This is a genomic window from Oculatella sp. LEGE 06141 (assembly GCF_015207605.1).
Taxonomy (GTDB): Bacteria; Cyanobacteriota; Cyanobacteriia; order Elainellales; family Elainellaceae; genus Oculatella.
Genome location: NZ_JADEWO010000014.1, coordinates 28,877 through 47,280 on the forward strand (window position 1 = coordinate 28,877; position 18,404 = coordinate 47,280).

At 48.1% G+C, this 18,404-nt stretch carries 15 protein-coding genes and 1 pseudogene; 12 read left to right on the forward strand and 4 right to left on the reverse strand.

Annotated elements, in window-relative coordinates; genetic code table 11:
• Nucleotides 1–209: 209 nt before the first annotated feature.
• Both IQ268_RS12150 and IQ268_RS12155 read right to left on the reverse strand, forming a co-directional pair.
• Nucleotides 210–1,865 (reverse strand): helix-turn-helix domain-containing protein, encoded by a 1,656-nt coding sequence (locus IQ268_RS12150; protein ID WP_193878895.1) that lies wholly within the window; start codon nucleotides 1,863–1,865, stop codon nucleotides 210–212.
• A 347-nt stretch (nucleotides 1,866–2,212) separates the two neighbouring features.
• Complete coding sequence (locus tag IQ268_RS12155) at nucleotides 2,213–2,419, reverse strand: ribbon-helix-helix domain-containing protein (RefSeq protein WP_036010383.1); 207 nt, start codon at nucleotides 2,417–2,419, stop codon at nucleotides 2,213–2,215.
• A 312-nt stretch (nucleotides 2,420–2,731) separates the two neighbouring features.
• On the opposite strand from IQ268_RS12155, the gene IQ268_RS12160 reads away from it, so the two are divergent.
• The 6 genes from IQ268_RS12160 (at nucleotide 2,732) to IQ268_RS12185 (ending at nucleotide 9,591) form a co-directional block, all read left to right on the forward strand.
• Nucleotides 2,732–4,105: an ATP-dependent RecD-like DNA helicase gene (locus tag IQ268_RS12160; protein WP_193878897.1), complete on the forward strand. Its 1,374-nt coding sequence runs from the start codon at nucleotides 2,732–2,734 to the stop codon at nucleotides 4,103–4,105.
• 272 nt (nucleotides 4,106–4,377) lie between these two features.
• Nucleotides 4,378–5,874: a DNA polymerase III subunit beta gene (gene dnaN / locus IQ268_RS12165; RefSeq protein ID WP_193878899.1), complete on the forward strand. Its 1,497-nt coding sequence runs from the start codon at nucleotides 4,378–4,380 to the stop codon at nucleotides 5,872–5,874.
• Nucleotides 5,875–6,138: 264 nt separating this feature from the next.
• The gene (locus tag IQ268_RS12170; RefSeq protein ID WP_193878900.1) at nucleotides 6,139–6,336 is read left to right on the forward strand and encodes a hypothetical protein; all 198 of its coding nucleotides are present in this window, start codon (nucleotides 6,139–6,141) and stop codon (nucleotides 6,334–6,336) included.
• Between the two features lie 117 nt (nucleotides 6,337–6,453).
• The gene (locus IQ268_RS12175) at nucleotides 6,454–8,007 is read left to right on the forward strand and encodes a hypothetical protein (RefSeq protein ID WP_228035296.1); all 1,554 of its coding nucleotides are present in this window, start codon (nucleotides 6,454–6,456) and stop codon (nucleotides 8,005–8,007) included.
• Nucleotides 8,008–8,042: 35 nt separating this feature from the next.
• On the forward strand, nucleotides 8,043–9,008 hold the full coding sequence (locus tag IQ268_RS12180; RefSeq protein ID WP_193878902.1) for a hypothetical protein: 966 nt from the start codon (nucleotides 8,043–8,045) through the stop codon (nucleotides 9,006–9,008).
• Nucleotides 9,009–9,015: 7 nt separating this feature from the next.
• The gene (locus tag IQ268_RS12185; protein WP_193878903.1) at nucleotides 9,016–9,591 is read left to right on the forward strand and encodes a peroxiredoxin; all 576 of its coding nucleotides are present in this window, start codon (nucleotides 9,016–9,018) and stop codon (nucleotides 9,589–9,591) included.
• Between the two features lie 182 nt (nucleotides 9,592–9,773).
• Here the strand turns inward: IQ268_RS12185 and IQ268_RS12190 are convergent, their stop codons facing one another.
• Both IQ268_RS12190 and IQ268_RS12195 read right to left on the reverse strand, forming a co-directional pair.
• Nucleotides 9,774–10,442, reverse strand: coding sequence for a hypothetical protein (locus IQ268_RS12190; protein ID WP_193878904.1), 669 nt, complete (start codon nucleotides 10,440–10,442; stop codon nucleotides 9,774–9,776).
• Nucleotides 10,439–11,002, reverse strand: coding sequence for a GNAT family N-acetyltransferase (locus tag IQ268_RS12195; protein ID WP_193878905.1), 564 nt, complete (start codon nucleotides 11,000–11,002; stop codon nucleotides 10,439–10,441). Before IQ268_RS12195 ends, IQ268_RS12190 begins: the two co-directional genes overlap by 4 nt.
• A gap of 130 nt (nucleotides 11,003–11,132) precedes the next feature.
• Here IQ268_RS12195 and dnaX point away from each other — a divergent pair, with 130 nt between their 5' ends.
• The 6 genes and pseudogenes from dnaX to IQ268_RS12225 all read left to right on the forward strand — a co-directional run bounded on the left by dnaX (nucleotide 11,133) and on the right by IQ268_RS12225 (nucleotide 18,367).
• A complete protein-coding gene (dnaX, locus tag IQ268_RS12200; RefSeq protein WP_193878906.1) occupies nucleotides 11,133–12,581 on the forward strand; it encodes a DNA polymerase III subunit gamma/tau in 1,449 nt (482 codons plus the stop codon).
• The gene (holA, locus tag IQ268_RS12205) at nucleotides 12,578–13,543 is read left to right on the forward strand and encodes a DNA polymerase III subunit delta (protein ID WP_193878907.1); all 966 of its coding nucleotides are present in this window, start codon (nucleotides 12,578–12,580) and stop codon (nucleotides 13,541–13,543) included. The genes dnaX and holA overlap by 4 nt, the downstream gene beginning before the upstream one ends.
• A 103-nt stretch (nucleotides 13,544–13,646) precedes the next feature.
• On the forward strand, nucleotides 13,647–16,283 hold the full coding sequence (locus IQ268_RS12210; protein ID WP_193878909.1) for a DEAD/DEAH box helicase: 2,637 nt from the start codon (nucleotides 13,647–13,649) through the stop codon (nucleotides 16,281–16,283).
• An 86-nt stretch (nucleotides 16,284–16,369) separates the two neighbouring features.
• Nucleotides 16,370–17,215 (forward strand): annotated as a pseudogene (gene recA, locus IQ268_RS12215) (recombinase RecA); the annotation flags it as partial.
• Between the two features lie 222 nt (nucleotides 17,216–17,437).
• Nucleotides 17,438–17,677 carry a hypothetical protein gene (locus tag IQ268_RS12220; protein WP_193878913.1) on the forward strand — a complete coding sequence of 80 codons (240 nt, stop codon included), beginning with the start codon at nucleotides 17,438–17,440 and terminating at the stop codon, nucleotides 17,675–17,677.
• A gap of 54 nt (nucleotides 17,678–17,731) precedes the next feature.
• Complete coding sequence (locus IQ268_RS12225) at nucleotides 17,732–18,367, forward strand: hypothetical protein (RefSeq protein WP_193878915.1); 636 nt, start codon at nucleotides 17,732–17,734, stop codon at nucleotides 18,365–18,367.
• Nucleotides 18,368–18,404 lie beyond the last annotated feature (37 nt).

The window sequence follows — 18,404 nt, forward strand, 5'->3', positions numbered from 1 at the left end:
TCCCTTTCAGGGCGATCTATGAGCTAGATCTGAACTGCCGATCTAGCAAGCTTTTTGGAAGTTTTTTAAGAACTCGATCGAAAGTTACAACTCTACCTATAATGCAAGATCGATCGATTCAACTCTATATCTGGCGTTCGGTTCGGTTTAAGTCTAACCACGATGTAACCTCAATCCAGATGCCAAAGGTTACAGATGGTAATTAGCGATTACATCGTAGCTTGAAGGACGGTCAGCAATAGCGTCTGATCTTCAGGGGTGATGCTGCGTCTGCCAGTTTCAACCAATTTGACCCAACTGGTACTCTTGCCAATCTTGGCAGCGAGAACGCTTTGAGTCATCCCTCTGGTTAGCCTCAGCACCTTCAACTTCTCCCCAGAATCAATCCGTTCAGTCGGTTTAGTGGTTTCGGGTAACTGATTAGATGGCTCGGGAGACAGCAGGCGACGTTCAGACTTGCGAGACCTTGATTTGGGCGAGGAGGTTTCAGCATCTAAGGATAGTTTGGACGAAGCTTCCCCTGTGGCAATGCTACGCACCGGGCGCGTTTCCTTTAACTCTTCTAACTTCTTGGAAATCTCTTCTGGAGGCTGCGCAACCATGCGGGCAGTCAGCAACTGCTCAAAGCCACCATAGGGTCGCTTAACTGTATCGGTGAGGCGATCGCCCTCTCCCTTAGCGCCGTCCTCCAACCAGAACTCGGCTGCCTGTTCAGGATCATCTGGAATGTCCGCTAGCGGTAGTAGGTCAGGTAGGTCAGGCAAGTATTGAGGTGGGTAGGTTGCCAGATCGAACGTGAACTTCCACCCCTGTTCATCCAGCACTTTTAACGTAGTTTTCCATTGAGCAACCAGACGCTTACGGGTAGCCGAAGCTTTTCTAGCTTGCTCCACCTTTTCCGTTCCAAATGCCACCTTAAACAGGGTGCCAGCTCGGACGGGTCCATTCCCGACCTTTGTTTTGAACAATAGCCAGAGAATCAGACGTGCAGCCCCTTCGTGGTTATACCAGATGGTCATCAAATCTTGCAGGATGGACTGGGACAGGATGCCGTACTCGTAGTAGCCATTGCCATCTTTGCAGCGGCTGGGATTGAGAAAATACTGCGCCCAGTTGCCTGCCTTGATTTGCAGGGTAAAACCCACCATCTCAGAGTTACCCATCAAATCTTCCTGAAAGTGTAGAATGGGTTCTGAAATTTCCCAGAGCCAGGTGCGGCTGACGCTGAAGGACTTTACCTTTCCTTTCTCGGGCCAGGAGACATACACTAGTAGATGACAGGGTTGCTTTGCCAACTCCAGCAATAATTCTAGCTTCTGCTGCTTATTGAGCTTTTTGTTTTTGTCTAAGCCGAGATACCGCTCAAGCTGGCGATCGTTCAGGACAAACTGCTGTTCCCAGGGACGTTCCAGTTGGGTGGCGTAAGCGGCATAGATTAGATGCAGACAAGCAGCCCGAATGTCGAACTGGTCAATTAATGCCAGGGCAGCTTCCTCTTCCAGCACAGTGGGATGCTTGACGTGTAACTCATTCGTAATCCAGAAGGAAAGGTATCCCTTGCCTTTAGCAACGCTGCTTTCATAGTACGGTGATCCCGAACCGGCTTCGACCCAGCCAATATCTCTTCCTTGGGAGAGAATATTACAGCCTTCCCAAATGACTTTGTTAGAGGCCATGCGATCAGTTTCGCCATCAGGGAACAGATCGGCATGGGTGGGTGGGCGTTCAAAGGAGTGATGACGCCCTTTGCGCTTTGATTTGGTTGTAGCAGTCTTTTTAGTTTCTGTCTCTGGGGTTAATACATCCACTTCGATCGCGGCGATCGCCAGTGAAGTATCACTTCCAGGAATTCCAGCTTGTTTCATAATGGCTCACGGAGGTTAAAGAGGTTACTCGGAGCCAGAAACGCCACTCGGTCGGTTCTTACAAAGATAGGAACTGATGTGCCTTTTCAGCTGCATAGCGATTTGCTATGATGCAAGAGCGTGGAGAGGCGGTAACCTATCCAGCCCGGAAGGCACATATCCAATATGGTCGTTCTGGCTATAACAAAAAAACATCAAAGACACCAAGGTTTCACCCGCCAAGACGAGACCTTGGTGTTTTTTGATCTGAAGCTTTAGTTGGATCACGCATTCTGCCATTTGCTTGACGAAACATTGTTACTCCTTTTTGCTTGCAAAATTGATGAGACCCTGAATTTTCAGGCAACTTACTGACTGATAACAGAGGTGCCAACAGGGATCAGCCGTCGAGCAATCTGTTCGATAAACTCGGATCGAGAAAGCTGGAACTCTGCGGCAAGCTCGTCCAGTTTTTCGACACCCGTTGGGGTAAGACCAACCATCGTCGGCTTCTTAGGCTCTGCGTAATATTGTCCCTGCCCTCTACGGCTCCGTTTTTCCTTATCGGTGTTCATAGTTACCCATGATCGCTTATATAAGAGATACCACAGAATTTAAATTCTGCTTGAGAATCTCAATAGCTCTCTATATCTCTTGTATAAGAAACGTTTTGATCTGCCAACCTTTGCCCAGGAGAACTAGCCAGGTGGACAGAAACGGTTGGTACCTCTGAATCAGGACTGAAGATTTCATCCTTCCAGTGGTTAATCTCTGAAAGCTACGCCGGTTTGGGATGTGCGATCGTAGCTTCACTAATTTCGAGAAGACCAAAAAAACCAGCTACCGCTGCGCCAAGCCGATTCATGGATGAAATTAGCGGAGTCGTAATGATGCAAACCCTTCCTGCTTCCTCCCCGGCTGTCTCTTTCCCCTTTCAACTGACTGAGCAACAGCGTCAAGGCCTGGATGCAATGTGGATGTTCCTGCAACCAGCTGTCACGGCTGCCCTGTTTCTCTTAGTTGGCTTTGCTGGCACAGGAAAATCAACGATCGTTTTTCAACTGGTGAAAGTGCTAGTCAGCCAAGGGAAACGAGTGGTTCTGACTGCACCCACCAATAAGGCTGTCGGTGTGTTGCAACGCATGGCGCTAGAAAACGGGGTGACTGGCGTAGACTTCTTCACAATTCATCAATTGCTGGGACTGGGCATGGTTTCCAGAGGTAACGAAAAAGTGTTGGCACCGACTGGAACGTCGTACATTGGGCTGTTCGATGTTGTGTTTATTGATGAGTGTTCCATGATTGGAGAGCAGCTCTGGCACTGGATTGAGGAAGCGTCCAAAAGAACATCAACGTGGCATCCGCTCAAAATGATTCTGATGGGCGATCCGGCTCAGCTTAACCCGGTGAATGAAGGGCGATCGCCAGCCTTCACCATACCCAATAAAGCCGTGTTGACTCAAGTGGTGCGCCAGGGTACAGATAGTCCGCTGCTGGAATTTATCACCGCTTGCCGTTATGCGGTGACGAAAAGCAAAGCACCCTTTGAGCCATTTGCAAAATATCTACCAGACAAAAGTAACGGTTCATTGCTGGTAAAACGGCGATCGCTCCTCAAATATGCCTTCAAGAAAATCTCTGGCGAGTTTACCCAGAACCCTGATTGCTTCAGAATTTTAAGCTGGACAAATGCTCAAGTGGATTACTACAACCAGCAGATCCGCAATCACCTGTATGGCAAGACTGCCTCTCGGTTTATTCCCGGTGAACGGCTGATCACGCGCGATCCGGTTTTAGCTCCTGATGGTAAAACGATCATCCTCTCCACTTCAACAGAGTTCACGGTTCAGGAGTTTTCAGAAGATCGCTACAGTAATTACAAAGCCTGGAGGCTAAAGGTTGCAACGGATGATGGTGTATCACGTCAAATCTATGCTTTACATGAAGATGAGCAGAACCGATTTGATGTAGAAGCTCGTCGGTTGATGGCGATCGCCAAACGCAATCCATTCCTATGGCGCGATTATTATCACCATTTAGAACAGTTTGCTAATGTGCGAAATTGCTTTGCCATTACGGTTCACAATAGCCAGGGAAGTACGTTTCTAGAATGTGGTGTTGATGGACAAGATCTAAGTAAACGGCTTAATCCTGAACGTGGTGATACGGCAAAAGACTTGTTGGCAAAGGTGAAAGAGCATAATCGCTTATGGTATGTCGGAGCCAGCCGTGCTCGGCGGCGGATTCTGGTTGTGCCATAGGACTTTAACTTAGGGAATGCTTTTGGACAGAGCCACCTAAAAGTATTCCCTAAGTAAAACCAACTGCCAGAAGCCACGTATCGGATTCACCCCTAATGAGTTGCTTCCAACAACCTTGTTGACTTAGGAAATACTTAACGGCGTTTTGGCTTCACACTATACCCTAAGTAATTTGACCATTCTGCCAAGAAGCTTGAGTCATAGGGTCTTTGGCATTTTTCCTCTGCTAACGCAGGCATCCTTCAACGACCATTCAATCAGAGACACTGATCATGACTCAAGCATTACAACGATCGAGGGGCAAGACTGCAAGACAAACAAAGCAGACTGAGCAACCGACTTCTGAAGCTGCGATCGCACAGCGTATCCCTAGGAAACTCACTTCTCTAGAGCAGCCTACCGACACATCAGAGGCGAGTGACGCGGAGGCAACCGTCGATGAGCCTGAAAATTCTGCTGAGCCTGAAGTATCGGCAGAGCCTGTGCCCAAAAAGTCATCGAGAAAACGGGCAGCTAGATCGCAGCCAAAGGACACACCTACAACAGAACAAGGGATGCAGGTGATTTGTTCTCAAAGTCAGTTTCATGATGCGCTGGCGATCGCAAGTTGTGCTGCCCCAGCAAAACCTAATCATCCAGTGCTGGCAAATGTGCTAGTGGTGGCAGATGCTAACGCTCAACAGGTTCATCTGACGGTAACCGACTTAGCAATGACGATTCAAGCAAGCTTTGAGGCACAGGTGCTTTTGGGCAGTGAGATTACGGCACCTGTTGAGATGCTCTCAGGGATGGTCAAGCAGTTTCCAGCAGGTAGCATCACGCTCAAGAGTCAGGCGCAGGTCACAAAGCCAGCGTCGGAAGAGGAGCAACTGACTAAGACTTGCTCCATTACGCTGTCGGATGCCGATGGAAAATATGAGATTCGAGGGATTCCGGCTGAGGAATTTCCGCCCATTGCAACACCCAAAGCGGCTCCAGTTTCCCTACCGACCAATGTGTTGAGAGAAGGACTGAAAGGGGTGCTGTACGCGATTAGCACGGATGAAACTAAGCGTATTTTGACAGGCGTTTATATTCAGATTAGGCAAAATGCCCTGAAATTCATTGCAACAGACGGTCATCGAGTGGCGATAGCAGAATTATCAACGGAGGGCATTAGCAGAAAGCGACGCAAGCAATCGGGAGCCGATGAACCTACCCAGTTTCCGATTCCCGGCAAAGCGCTAAAGGAACTGATTCGTAACCTGGCTGATTCGGTTGACTCGATTCAATTGCTGTACGATGCGGAGGCAACCCGCGCTAGTTTTGCATGGCAAGACATTAGTTTGAGCTGCCAGTGCATTGAAGGGCAATATCCAGACTGTGAGCAACTGTTGGCGCGCTACAGTTTTGACCAAGAAGTGGTGCTGGAGAAATCAGGATTGCTTAAGGCATTGGAACGGTTATCGGTGTTGACTGACAAAAAGGAAAGAGGAATTCAGTTTCGCTTTGATGGAGTGACCCAACAAATTCACCTTTCGATCGAACGAGAATTTGGTAAGGGAGATGAAACGATTAATGCTCATGTCCCTACAGATATGACATTGGATATCCAATTCAATCTTAAATATCTGGGAGAAGCGGTTAAAGCGATTCCCAGTACTGGGATCAAGATGCATTTGAAGCAACCGGATTATCCGGTAATGCTGGTTCCTGCAGGCGATTTCAACAATCCGAAGTTAGAGATGGAAATGCGTCACTTTCTCTTTCCTCTCTATAAGCAAGCATAGTAAGCGCATCAGGTGTACTATTAAGCACACCTGATGAACTCCGTAGTGAACTGAAAATATGCGAAAAGATTCTTCATATTCACCTTCAGCGGAGAATTATAGCATAATATATGGGCAGGTTCTACCTAAGACTGAATTTAGGGTGTTATGGCTGCATCCTTCTACCTATCCACCCACTATGAGATCTTAGGCGGAAGCTTTCTCTCTATTAATCGTTGTACCACTTAAGTTAAGTTGCCAACACCTAAACAAGGAGTACCCTAAATGACAACCGAGAAAACTACGCAAGAAACTGAGTTGTACATCACAGTAAAAGGCTCAGAACCCATCACAATCAAGGGGCATATTGCTTCATTGCATAATGATCCACAGAAAATCCATCAGTTGCTCGATCTGCTCGATCTGCCCAAGGGAACGGAAGTAAAGGTTGTGACAAAAGCAGCTTCTGTTATCGTTCGTTGAAACCGTGATGGGCTGTGGTGAACAGAGTTGTCACAGCCTTTTATTGATTCAACACTGGTTGTGTTTGCTTCTTATCTCATTCTGCAGCACTTCAATTTGAGGTTCTAGTTAAACACTATGAGCTCCATGCCTGGATACCTTCGAGAGGGTGTTGATGTCGCATTTTCTGACGATAAGGTCAAAATTACTTATGCATTGTGGGAAGTTACGCTTCCATCCGTCTGGGTGTTTTCCCAACCCACCGTACAAGGACTGCTTGAGCGGACAAGTACTTTAACGGAGGTAGTTTCTAATCCTCAAACGGCAGCTTTCACGCGCCTCCTTGAAGCGCAGGGATGTTTTACCCCACTGCGTAAGCCATCTTATACACTGTCTGAAATTCGAGAGTTGTTCGCCCCTCTTAGGTCATCATGGTATGCGATATATTACGCTCATCCGATTTGGGAACGACTCCGCTCTGGATCAGCAACTCGAAATGAGCTGATTGCTTGGCTTATTCACAATTATCACACCTCGCGTACTGCAGGAGTTGTTGCAGCAAGGATGGTTTCTATAGGGAAGTCTGCTCAGTGGAAACAATTTTTTCAGCAGGATGCACTTGATGAATACTGGCATTGCGATGCGTTCTATTTTATTGATGCCCCTGCTTTGCGTGTAAGCTCCCAGAGCGTCAAGACATATGTACCTCTTCCGTCTTCCACTGCCTTTGAGCAGCATACCCTCCGTCTCGCAGAATGCGATTCACTCGGACATCTATTGACGGCATATTTCCAGGAATCAAGCATTGCATTTGAACAAGATAGTAATCATTTCTACCAGGATGTGGAAGCATCGTATGAAATACCATCATTCTTTCAACGCTGGAAGCAGCATATTCGGATTGATATAGAGCAGGGACATGCTGAGGGGTTAGGTAATTTACTTGAATCGAATGCCATCATTGATGAATTATCCCTTGAAAGTGCTCTGCGGAATGCGTGGCTCTCATTTTTCTTTCTCTTGGCAAGTTTAGATGACATCTACCAAGAGCGGCATAACGCTTCCGAAATATTACTTCGTCTTCCTATCACAGATGGTCTTTTTGAACCTGAGAAAACGGCTCTTCTACGCGAAAATTATTTTTCAAAACCAACAACAGCATCTATATTCGATAACCTTCAGAGTCTATATCTTTGGTACACAAGAGAGTGTAGTACTTTAAATTTTTATGTCAAATGTGTCAGACCTGACACTGACCTAGAATATCTGCGTGATGGATTATCTTCAGCATCTTTCCGGGCACTCGGCTTTGCACGCAGTCACGATGAAATCCTCGTATGTGGTCGATCTGCAAAGCTCTTTTCGACAATAACTACTACATCGATCAATTCACTGCCAGAAAATCCTTGGAGCATCGCAATAGTCAACTACATTCTTGAGATGACGGTTTCACCCACCTTATGGTTACTTTGTGTTTCTCTCTTGCTTGATCGCATTCGATCCCACTGTCAATCTAGCTCACAAATGAGTTGGTCACCCGATCAGTTGCTTTTTCTCGATGAATTTCGGTCAACAATATGGCTGAGCCCTAAAGAGAGCGATTACTCTATCACGACCCTGTTACAGTTCGACGAACTTATCAAGCGATGGATGACAACCCAAGATGCTATACCTCCCGACATCCTCGCGTAATAAAGGGAAAACTATTCTGACTAAGATTTAGAGCAATGTTCGACTTCTCTTTTGCAGGACAATACCGTGTTCAGAGTCGCTACAGTTTTGCCTTCTCTACACTGGAAGGTGTTTGGTTAAAAAGGGAATGCGGCCTTCTGTCAGCAGATCAGGTTAACGATGCTTTAGTCTCACATTCTCAATTGGTGGGGAGTGCCCGCGTTGCACTTCGTCCTGCTATTGTTACGAGGCGAAGCGGCAAATTTGAGTCAGAACCTGACATCCTTTATAAGCATGAGTTTTTTGTACCTGTGAAAGGGACATCAGCGATGGCAGAGAACATCATTGATGTCCTAAAGGCTGTGGTCAATTGGCATGACCGTGAAAAATTTTTGCGTCTTTTATTTTACGACGATTATTACGATGTAATTACCACGCGCTTAGAGAACTTAAAATTGGTTGTAGCGAACGAATACTACTTACATGAAGCTGGGCATTTTCTCGGATATGATGTTCTGAACAAATATGGTGATGGCTATTTTTCACTAGGTGGTAAGGTAGCATGGTCACTCATTTATCTTGAAGAGCTTCGCGCTGATCTCCATGCTTTCGGTTTCGGGGTTCAACTGTTGGCGGCGGAGCAAGCTGTAAAAATATTCTTATATAATCTCGCCCTTCGTTTCGGGGTTCACCGTCAAGGGATCGTCACGGCTAATATTGCGCCATATGGACTCGTGCCATACATGTTGTTTTGCATCTTACGGGAAATAGGATATCTGTCAGTGATATGGTCTCATGGGCAGCCAGTCTTGACATTCTCTGATGCAACTACAGACGGGATATTGCAAGTAATGCGTGAATGCGCGGCTATCGCGGAGTCACAGATGACGGCTCCAGAGCTTTATACCCAAGATTCAATGGAATGCGCTCTAATTGCAGCAGCCTATGTTAGGCAAAAGCTAGAGGACTCAAATGCGGTAGAGGAATTTTCCTTGCTAATGAGACAACCATTTTCGGAGTAATGACACAATGAGCATATCAAATACACCGAATCCTTATGAGCTTCCTCCCGGCTTGCCTGTACCTAAGGATGATGGAGCCTGCGATCACCTTCTTGGTACTCCGGCTCCGGATGTTACCCTTCAAGGTACAAATGGTCAGTCTTGGAACCTCAACCAAATCACGCAGACTACAGCGGTAGTTTACGTGTACCCTGCTACTGGTGTCCCAGGGCAAGATCCTATTCCAGAATGGGATCTTATTCCTGGTGCTCCAGGATGTACCCTGCAATCGCTTAGTTTTCGAGACCATTATGAAGAATTTGCATCGCGTAACATTACCGTGTTTGGCCTCAGCGCACAGCCTATTGATGAGCAGAAAGAGTTTGTTCAGAGAACAGCTATACCATTTGTGTTGCTGAGTGATCCAGAATTCCTTCTTTGTAAACTACTTTTCCTACCAACTTTTGAATCTCATGGAAAGACATTTTACCGTCGGCTGGCTCTACTTTTTCAAGAAGGTTGTGTATCACAATACTTTTATCCAATTTTTCCTCCGAACAAGAGTGCGGAAATAGTTCTGGCATGGTTGAAGAAAACTACCTAATAACATATTGTCCTGTAGTAGGAGGACGAATGAAGAACTCAAATATATTCAGGTTTCGGCGCGGTACAACAACGCTGTTGCAGCGGAGTATTAGGGTTTGTTGCTGTGGAAGCGAAGGTCCCTGGTAGCCGCTGAATAGCAACGTTATGCTCATCCTGGGAACTTCTCTCAAGATGAGAACGTTACAACAGATTTGTATCCAGAGAAATCACCTGATCGGGTGCCAGAATACCTCCGACTGTGACTACTTCCAGTTTTCCAGTTTCCTGGGGATGCTGAGTCTTGACTTTGGCGATCGCCTCCTCAATCCCTGCTGCCTGAGCAATGTAGATCTGCGCTTCGCCTCTCAGCACCCAAATCGGACTAGACCAGGTATGCCGGGGTCGAAGGATGGCTTTGTGGATGATCTGATGGCTAAACTGAATCAGTTGTTCTAATGCAGTTTCGGAACAAAACTCGTCAAGCTGTGACTGAAATAGTTCTTTGAGCGCTTCTGTTGGAATATGTGCTGTGACGTTTGTTGAAGCTGGCGGAGGCTCAGAACCCAAGGACTGACTCGCAGCCGGAATGAGCAAAGACTCAAGCTGGCGTTGAATCTGAGTGGCGATGGCATCAAAATCCGGCTCCCTCAAAATGTGTCCTAAATGCTCTTGCAAGAAACGCTTCAGTTTTTCGTCTTCAAGCGCAATTTCATGGGTGCTGAAATAGCCTGAAATTCTGTTTCCCAAATTTTGTCCACAACCCACTTCGCCATTGGCAGCGTCCTCTGCTTCAATCAACTCCATCAGGCGCTGATGGCGAGTCCCTTCATTGGGTGCGGCTTTCGGCTTGGCAGGAATCGATTGGGTCATGGGTCATCCGTCCGTAGAGTCTCGAAGTAAACGAGGTGATCGGGTTCTTCAGGATCAGAACCGCAATCGAGCAGTCCAAGGCGCAGCTTTCTATAGAATCCTAGCGCACCCGGCAGGGCATGTAACCCGATTCTGCCTTGATAACCCAGTTCATGGCTGTGGGCGACTGCAAAATCCACCAGATTACCCCCAACGCCTTTGTAGGTCGGAGGGTTTGTGATGACCGGTCGGTTCCAAGGGGCGGTTGCCAAAGCACTGATGTAGACTAACCGTCGTCGTAACTGAGATTCAATCAGACAGCGTTTTTTTAAGACATCAAGCATCATCAGCCCTTGGGTGATCCCTTCGCATTCGATCGCGTACAACTCATCACCTGGGAGCAACTTCGATCTACGGCTCTTGCCTACCCAGTGCCAATACTCATCGTCTTGACCGCTTCCTGCCAAAATTGGCTCCCAAAGAGTTCTGGCATCCTCAAGGTGCTTGTCAGTCACCTCGGTCAGGATGGCATCGATGACCTTCTGGTCTTGAACTTGAAGCAGCTGAATGGTGCGATTCAACGGAGCAAGCGGAGTTCAACAACGGCTCTCATCATAAGGCTTTTAGGGTGTTGACCATTTAAACTATCTCTGCTGGAGCAAGCTGCCCCTGATTAGGGGCGATCGCCATGATGATTAAACCTATGTCACCATGCCAACCATTGCCTTACATCAAAAATATCGCCCGAAAACCCTAGCAGAACTGGTTGGACAACCCTACGTCCAAACCGCTTTAACCAACGCCATCGACCGAATGTATGTTGCCCCAGCATACCTCTTCACAGGTTCCAGAGGAACTGGTAAAACCTCTACTGCACGTATCTTTGCTAAATCTCTCAACTGTTTAAGCTTTGATGGACCTACTGATGAACCTTGTGGCACCTGTCAATCTTGCCGCTCAATTGAAACCAGCAATAGCTTGGATGTGAGTGAGATTGATGCAGCTTCTAACAATGGGGTGGATGATGCCCGTGCCTTGATTGAGCGCAGCAGCTTTGCTCCAGTTATCGGACGTTACCGAGTTTTCCTGCTTGATGAAAGCCATATGTTAACCGCTCAGTCCCAAAATGCTTTGCTGAAGTGCATTGAGGAGCCACCACCCCATGTGGTCTTTATTCTCTGTACGACAGAAGTGCATAAGGTCTTGCCGACGATTGTGAGCCGCTGTCAGGTGTTTCACTTTCGGGCGCTGTCGATCCAGACGATCGCGCAGCACCTTCAGGACGTTGCGGAAGCAGAAGCGATCGCTGTCAGTGCTGACGCTTTAATGGCGATCGCCCGGTTTGCAGAAGGAGGCTTACGGGATGCCCTTCAGCTTTTGGGTCAGGTTAGCTTGCTCGGTGAAGCAGTGACCGCGAATCACGTGATTGAAATGACAGGTGGTGTTACGACGACAGACTTACTGACAGTACTGGAGGCGATCGCCACGAACGATACCTTTCAACTTCTTCAATCAGCCCGAACACTGGTTGATTCTGGCAAAACGCCTAAACTGATCCTCAGCAGCTTACTCCAAACCTACCGAGATTTGCTCATTCTCAAAGCGGCTCCCCAGGCAATTGACCTACTTACCAGCCCTGTCAATTACAGCCAATTGAAGGCGATTGCCGCTCATTGGGATTTTGATGCAAGCAATCAATCTCTGGCTCAATTACAGAAAGCAGAGAGCTATCTTCGCAACACAACCAATGCGGCTGTCTGGCTAGAGACGTGTCTGCTGAACTTGATGCCGATGTTGAGATCGATTCCCTTTAGCTCTCCAGATGTGAAGCAGGCAGTAGGCAAAAATGGGCACAGCCGTAAAGCAATCTCTGAGTCATCCTCGGCGACCACAGCTCACAAGCCTACTGATTTAGCAGCTCTCTGGCAAAAAGTTGTAGCCTCGGGTAAACCAGGAACTCAAAAGTTGTTGGCCCAGGCGCGCTTGACCAAGCTACAAGGAACGAAGGCAATTCTGGAAGTTGCCCCTGCATCCTTTGCAAAGTTTGAGGCGAATCAGCAGGCGATCGCTCGAATGCTTCAGCGAGTTACTCATAGCCCGAAGCCGATGACTGTATTGATCAGAACGCTCACAGCCAGCAAAAATGGGAGATCAGTATGATTATTCTGTTGACTGGAGATGATCAGTTTGCCATCCGACAAAAACTAGAGCAATACAAAGCAGAACTTGACTCGCAGTGGTTAGAGCTTTGCTATCATCGCTTCCCATCCAGTGCTTTGGAACAGGCAATGAGTGCAGCACGAACACCCTCGCTCAGTGGTGGTAAACGGCTTGTGGTCGTAGAAGACTGCAATCTGAAGCAGTGGGGTGATACCCAGTTAGAAAGTTTGCGGTACCTTGCTCAAATGCCAGATTCTACAACGCTTGTCTTTCTGGCAACGAATGTGGACAAGCGCCTGAAAATCTACAAGCATTTGATCAAGTACGGTCAGTGTTTCGAGCTTTCATTAATTCCACCCTGGCGTACAGACCTGATCGCAGAGGCAATCGCCACTCAAGCAAAGCAGATGAAACTACGACTGCCTAAAGATGTTGTTGCATATCTGGCAGAGGCGATCGGCAATGACATGACCCGTGCTGCTTCAGAACTCCGCAAACTAGCAATCTATACGAATGGTCAGCCCATCGGTCTTGCTGAAGTACAAAGCCTGATTCCTTGCCAGACTCAGAGCAATCTACAACTGGCGGAGGCAGTTCGCAACGGGGAAAGTGAAACAGTGGTGCGTCTGATCGATGAGTTGCTGGCTCGCTCTGAACCAATGCTGGTGATGGTTGCGACTCTACTGACCCAGTTTAGAACCTGGCTATGGGTTAAAAGTGCGCTTGCGAGTGGTATCCAGAACAACACTGAAATTGCTCAACTGTGCAACGTGGGGAATCCCAATCGGCTTTACTATTTGCGGCAAGAGGTCGCAACCATGCCCCTCAGAACATTGATTCAGGCGGTAACCAAATTGGTGGATTTGGAAATGTTGATTAAGCAAGGTGCTGTCCAGGCAAACGCCATCATGCCATCTCTGCTGGCGATCGCGCGGTTGTTCCAGCCCATTCATTCCAAGTGACTTTTGGGGGCAGCCGTTTGAGGCGATCGAATGCCTGTAACTGTGCAGGCATCTGCCTTCCCCTATGGGGGATATTTTGGGGCAGTGAGCGAAGCCAACGACCATGACAACTACACCGAACTACGGTGCTCTGCTCCAAAGCTTTTGGACACCACCAACGACTTCTATTGCAGAAAATCCTGATTCAACGAGCGACTGCCCCTCTGAACCCACCGATATCATTGAATTTTTGGGAGAAGACTTGTTCTGGCAGCAAACCATTTCTGCACAGGAGCCAGATTTGAGAGATATTCCTGTGGATTTACCACCTGAGTTGGTTGAAGCCCTTCATGCTCAGGGGATTCACCAGTTATACTCCCATCAACTCAAAGCTTTGCAAGCTATTCGTGCAGGCAAAAGTCTGATTCTCACCTCTCCCACTGCCAGCGGCAAAACGCTCAGTACCTACCCCGGCATTTTAGAAGGTTGCATGAATGAAGGGTGCCGGGCATTGGCATTTTATGGACTCCGTGCACTAGCGCTGGATCAGTTTCATAAAATCTCGGAGTTGCTCTCAGCGATGCCTGTTACCGTCCGTCCTGTATTGGCGATGATGACAGGGGATGTCAAGACTGAGGAACGAGAGCAAATTCTCGCGTCCGATCCCCACATTCTGGGGGTCACGCCAGAACTGATTCACTTTCAACTCAAGCAAGCCTGGAAATCGGAGCGTTGGTCAACCTTCTATCAGCAATTGCGTTATGTGTTGATTGACGAGGCACATACGCTCTCAGGCAGCTATGGAGCCAATATGGCTTGGCTGATCCGTCGCATTCGGCTAGCAGTGGATCACTATGGCGGTCGCTCCAGAGAGGTGCAATTCATCTTTCTGAGTGCAACTTGTGGCAACCCAAAACAGCTTGCCCAGAAGCTGGCGGGACTGAAGCCAACTAAGCGTGATCCAAAACCTCTCATTTGGATTCATAGGAGTGGAGCTGCGGTACCCCATCGCCAGGTGGTTGTGACTCAACCCAGCTTCAACCTGACTTCGGATACAGCCCGTATTATTCAGTTCTTGCTAGCTCAGGGAAAGTCCGGGATTGCCTTTTGCAACTCGCGCCGGAGTGTCAGGGATTTAACGGGACTGCTGAAGTCAAACCAGGTGGCTGCTTTCTATGGCGGCATCAGTCCAGAGCGTCGGGCTGAAGTGGTTCAACAACTCCAGTCCGGCACCATTAAATGGATTATTGCGACGGAAGCTTTAGAAGCTGGCATTGACCTACCTGAGCTGGAGTGCTGTGTTCTACGCGGCTGGCCCGGCTCCAAAATGGCATATCAGCAGCGCAGCGGTCGAGCCGGACGTGTCAAACCGGGAATGACAGTGCTGATTCCCAATGCTCTTAATCCGATCGATCGCTACATCACAGAGCATCCAGAACTTTTGATCTCTGGTGAAGCGGAGGACGTTTTCTTTAATGATGAATACCCTATCTTTGCGGCTAAACATCTTCTCTGTGCCGCAGCAGAAACGGGCATTCCCACCAGCAAAATCAAGCATTACTTTGGGAGTGCTGCGATCGAGGTTGCAAAGCTTTTAATGGCTCAAGGACACCTCAACAAAGGGCGTAATGGGCTATGGGCGCGGGGCTACCCGCATAAAGATGTCAACTTTCGGGGAGGTGTGTCTCAAACGACCGTCAAACTGATGGATGCTGAGTCGGGCGAAGCACTGGAGGAAGTGTCGGAGGACATTGCCCATCGGGAAGTACATCCCCATGCCATCTACAAACGGCAAGATGGCGACGGGCAAATGTTGACCTATCAGTGCATCTCGCTCGACTTGACCAGTAAGCAGGCAATTTTGAAACAAGTACCGGATAGTCCCCTGTTCACGGTAGCTTTTACTCAATTGGAAACCAGCAGCCTGAAGGCTTTAACCAATCCGGTCGCCTTACCGTTAAAATTTCCCAGTGCGGAGGGGGGTGCTGATTTACCTGCCGTTTTAACGCTTGAACTCAGCTATGGGCAAGTCAGCCATATCACTAGCGGTTACAGCTTGATGACACAGCTGTATGAACAGACTTGTCTGAACCGACGGTGCTTGAACTACAAAGAGCCGTTACCAGACGAGCGCCGCTGTCCACTTTGCATCAAGCCAACCCGCAAGGCACTGCTGATCAAAACCCTGTCTGAGGAAAGTTTTGAGCAGCCCTACCGCACTCAATTTTCAGCCCCCATTGTCAAAGTGGCGATCGACTCCACTGCACAAGACTATCTCCAAACCTTTGCTAGAGAAGCAAGAACCAGCTTGAGTCGCAGTGGGCAGCCAATTCCACCTGGCTATCAGCAATTATGGGAGCATCCCAGTAGCCTGATCGCCATGCACAGCTTCGGGCATCAAATCCTGCGATCGCTGCAACTGTTTGCCAGAGTTGACCCTAGAGAAGTGAACTTTTCGGTAGTTAAGGAAGCTGGCGATCGTAACCACTATGCGGGTTATTTCTACGATACCAGCGACGGTGGAAATGGGGCTTCTGAAGCTGTATTCAAATATATGGCTGAACTTGCGAGTACTGCTGCGGCGATCGCCCGTGGCTGTGATTGTGATGCGGGTTGCGCCAAGTGCTTGATTCAACATGGTTGTCCCGATGGCAACACGGCTTTGCTGAAGCAACTGGGGTTAGTGTTGTTGGATGCGTTGGCAGAGCCTCTGGTTGAGAGAAACGCTTTACCCACCGCACAGACTGAGACAGCACATTAGCTCCTGATCAACTGAGCAACCGTCAGCTATCGCTGCACACCCGCCGATCTTCAGAAATGGAGGTCGGTTGTTCATTTTTGAGAACGATGGCTAACAAACTGGTAAGCAAAAAATCGGATCTAGAGCACACCCTATCAACGATCAACCGAGAATTTGGCAATGGCTCCATCATGCGCCTGGGGGATGCCAGTCATATGAACGTGAAAACCTTCTCCAGTGGCTCAACTGAACTGGATCTGGCATTAGGAGGAGGCTATCCGAGAGGACGCATTATCGAAATTTATGGACCAGAGAGTAGCGGTAAAACCACACTGGCATTACAGGCGATCGCCGAAATGCAAAAGCTTGGAGGTATGGCTGCTTTTGTCGATATGGAACACGCCCTCGATCCACTTTATACAACTGCGATCGGAGTCGATATCGATCAAATGCTGGTCAGTCAACCTGATAGCGGTGAGATGGCAATGGAAATAGTTGAACAACTGGTGCGTTCTAAGAGTGTTGATCTGATTGTGGTGGATTCCGTGGCTGCATTGGTTACAGAGGCAGAACTTCAAGCAGATATGGGCGATTTTCCAACAACTTCCATTGCCTGGTTGATGAGCAAAGCCCTCCGGCGCTTAATGAATTGCCTGCATAATCAATGCACCGTGATTTTTCTGAATCAACTGCGTTTTAAGATTGGTGTGGTTTACGGTAATCCTGAAACAACCACAGGCGGTCATGCACTCAAATACTACGCTTCAATGCGGTTAGATACTCGCCGGATTCAGACATTGAAGCGAGGTGGTGAGGAATACGGCATTCGAGCCAAAGTCAAAGTGGCGAAGAACAAGATTGCCCCACCCTTTCGAGCGGCAGAAGTTGACATGATCTTTGGTAAAGGCATCTTCAATGGCAATGCTCTCAACGGGCTTGCTGCAACCAACGGGCAATTAGACAGCGATTTACTGTTGTGTCGCTGATGATTTCAATCAAAACCAACCGCAACCTGAAACTGGATTACAACGATCTCCCACAAAACCGACAACTTCCCGAACCACAACGTTGTGGTTCAAATTTCGAGCCAGTTAATGCTGTCTGAATTCAGGCAGTACTTTTTTCTCCCCTAACGGGGTAAAGCGGGCAGATCTGATTCCTTTTCAGCAACACTTATGGAACCTACTCAATTTCATCAACTCAGAAAAGCACTTGGCACCTTCTACTGGGATAACGGATTTGACACTTTCTGCCATGTAACTGGGTTTGATCCTCAGTTCCAACATGCTCAAGAGAAGTGGCAGCAATTTTCAATTTGTATTCAAGCGATGGGACAACTGGATGATCGCACCTGGGAAACGCTGTTAGAAGCCAGTCTGGCTGCCCAACAAACCGAGCCTCTACTGCCTAGATAGAGACTGTAGCGGCGACAACCGCCGCATAGGTAGGATAGTTATCCCTTCTTACCTATGGCACTTTTTACTCTGGCTGATCTGCATCAGGTTCATCAGCGTCAACAGCCTCTTTTGGGGTTACGCACTCATGAATCAGAATTTGCATTTGGTTCAGCCGATCCAACCAATTTCCAGTTGTTGATGAAACAGCTATTTCTGGGACTGCCAGTGCAACCTCTTTTGAACGCCCACCCATTGATGGCTCGATGGGTCGCTGAAGTCCAAGAACTGGTTCCAGAGCTTTTCCAGGGTAGGAAAAAACTCTGGCTTGATGTACCAAAGGTTGCTCCTCTGAGGACTGGGGACGCTCCAATTTTCATTCAAGTTCAGGTTAACTATGGTCTTCGACGAGGGATGCCCAGACTTTATGAATGGGTGATTCGCTCTGCAAAACCAACCTGGCAAGATGCTGTAAAACTTTGGGTGATGGCTGTGCATTACGCCATTCCTCCAGAGAAGTTATCCCTGATTGTTCTGGCACTTCATCCATCTCTACCAGCTCAAAAACTCCGATTGCAGTGGGATCAAACGCAACAATGGTTAATGCAGCTTCTGACTCAGCCTACCAAGCTTCCAGTGCCTGAAATCCACACGAACACTGATTATTCGTTGCTGTTGAACTTAGATGCAATTCCAGAAGTGTCTCTGTAGCAACGAATCAGCGCTATTTCACATCCATTTCTGCATT

Excerpts from the sequence above, each read along its gene's own strand:
- IQ268_RS12190 (WP_193878904.1), bottom strand. The coding sequence starts at position 10,442 with ATGACCCAATCGATTCCTGCCAAGCCGAAAGCCGCACCCAATGAAGGG.
- dnaN (WP_193878899.1), top strand. The coding sequence starts at position 4,378 with ATGACTCAAGCATTACAACGATCGAGGGGCAAGACTGCAAGACAAACA.
- IQ268_RS12210 (WP_193878909.1), top strand. The coding sequence starts at position 13,647 with ATGACAACTACACCGAACTACGGTGCTCTGCTCCAAAGCTTTTGGACA.
- IQ268_RS12225 (WP_193878915.1), top strand. The coding sequence starts at position 17,732 with ATGGCACTTTTTACTCTGGCTGATCTGCATCAGGTTCATCAGCGTCAA.
- IQ268_RS12160 (WP_193878897.1), top strand. The coding sequence starts at position 2,732 with ATGATGCAAACCCTTCCTGCTTCCTCCCCGGCTGTCTCTTTCCCCTTT.
- IQ268_RS12170 (WP_193878900.1), top strand. The coding sequence starts at position 6,139 with ATGACAACCGAGAAAACTACGCAAGAAACTGAGTTGTACATCACAGTA.
- IQ268_RS12150 (WP_193878895.1), bottom strand. The coding sequence starts at position 1,865 with ATGAAACAAGCTGGAATTCCTGGAAGTGATACTTCACTGGCGATCGCC.
- IQ268_RS12220 (WP_193878913.1), top strand. The coding sequence starts at position 17,438 with ATGGAACCTACTCAATTTCATCAACTCAGAAAAGCACTTGGCACCTTC.
- IQ268_RS12155 (WP_036010383.1), bottom strand. The coding sequence starts at position 2,419 with ATGAACACCGATAAGGAAAAACGGAGCCGTAGAGGGCAGGGACAATAT.
- IQ268_RS12175 (WP_228035296.1), top strand. The coding sequence starts at position 6,454 with ATGAGCTCCATGCCTGGATACCTTCGAGAGGGTGTTGATGTCGCATTT.
- dnaX (WP_193878906.1), top strand. The coding sequence starts at position 11,133 with ATGCCAACCATTGCCTTACATCAAAAATATCGCCCGAAAACCCTAGCA.
- IQ268_RS12185 (WP_193878903.1), top strand. The coding sequence starts at position 9,016 with ATGAGCATATCAAATACACCGAATCCTTATGAGCTTCCTCCCGGCTTG.
- IQ268_RS12180 (WP_193878902.1), top strand. The coding sequence starts at position 8,043 with ATGTTCGACTTCTCTTTTGCAGGACAATACCGTGTTCAGAGTCGCTAC.
- holA (WP_193878907.1), top strand. The coding sequence starts at position 12,578 with ATGATTATTCTGTTGACTGGAGATGATCAGTTTGCCATCCGACAAAAA.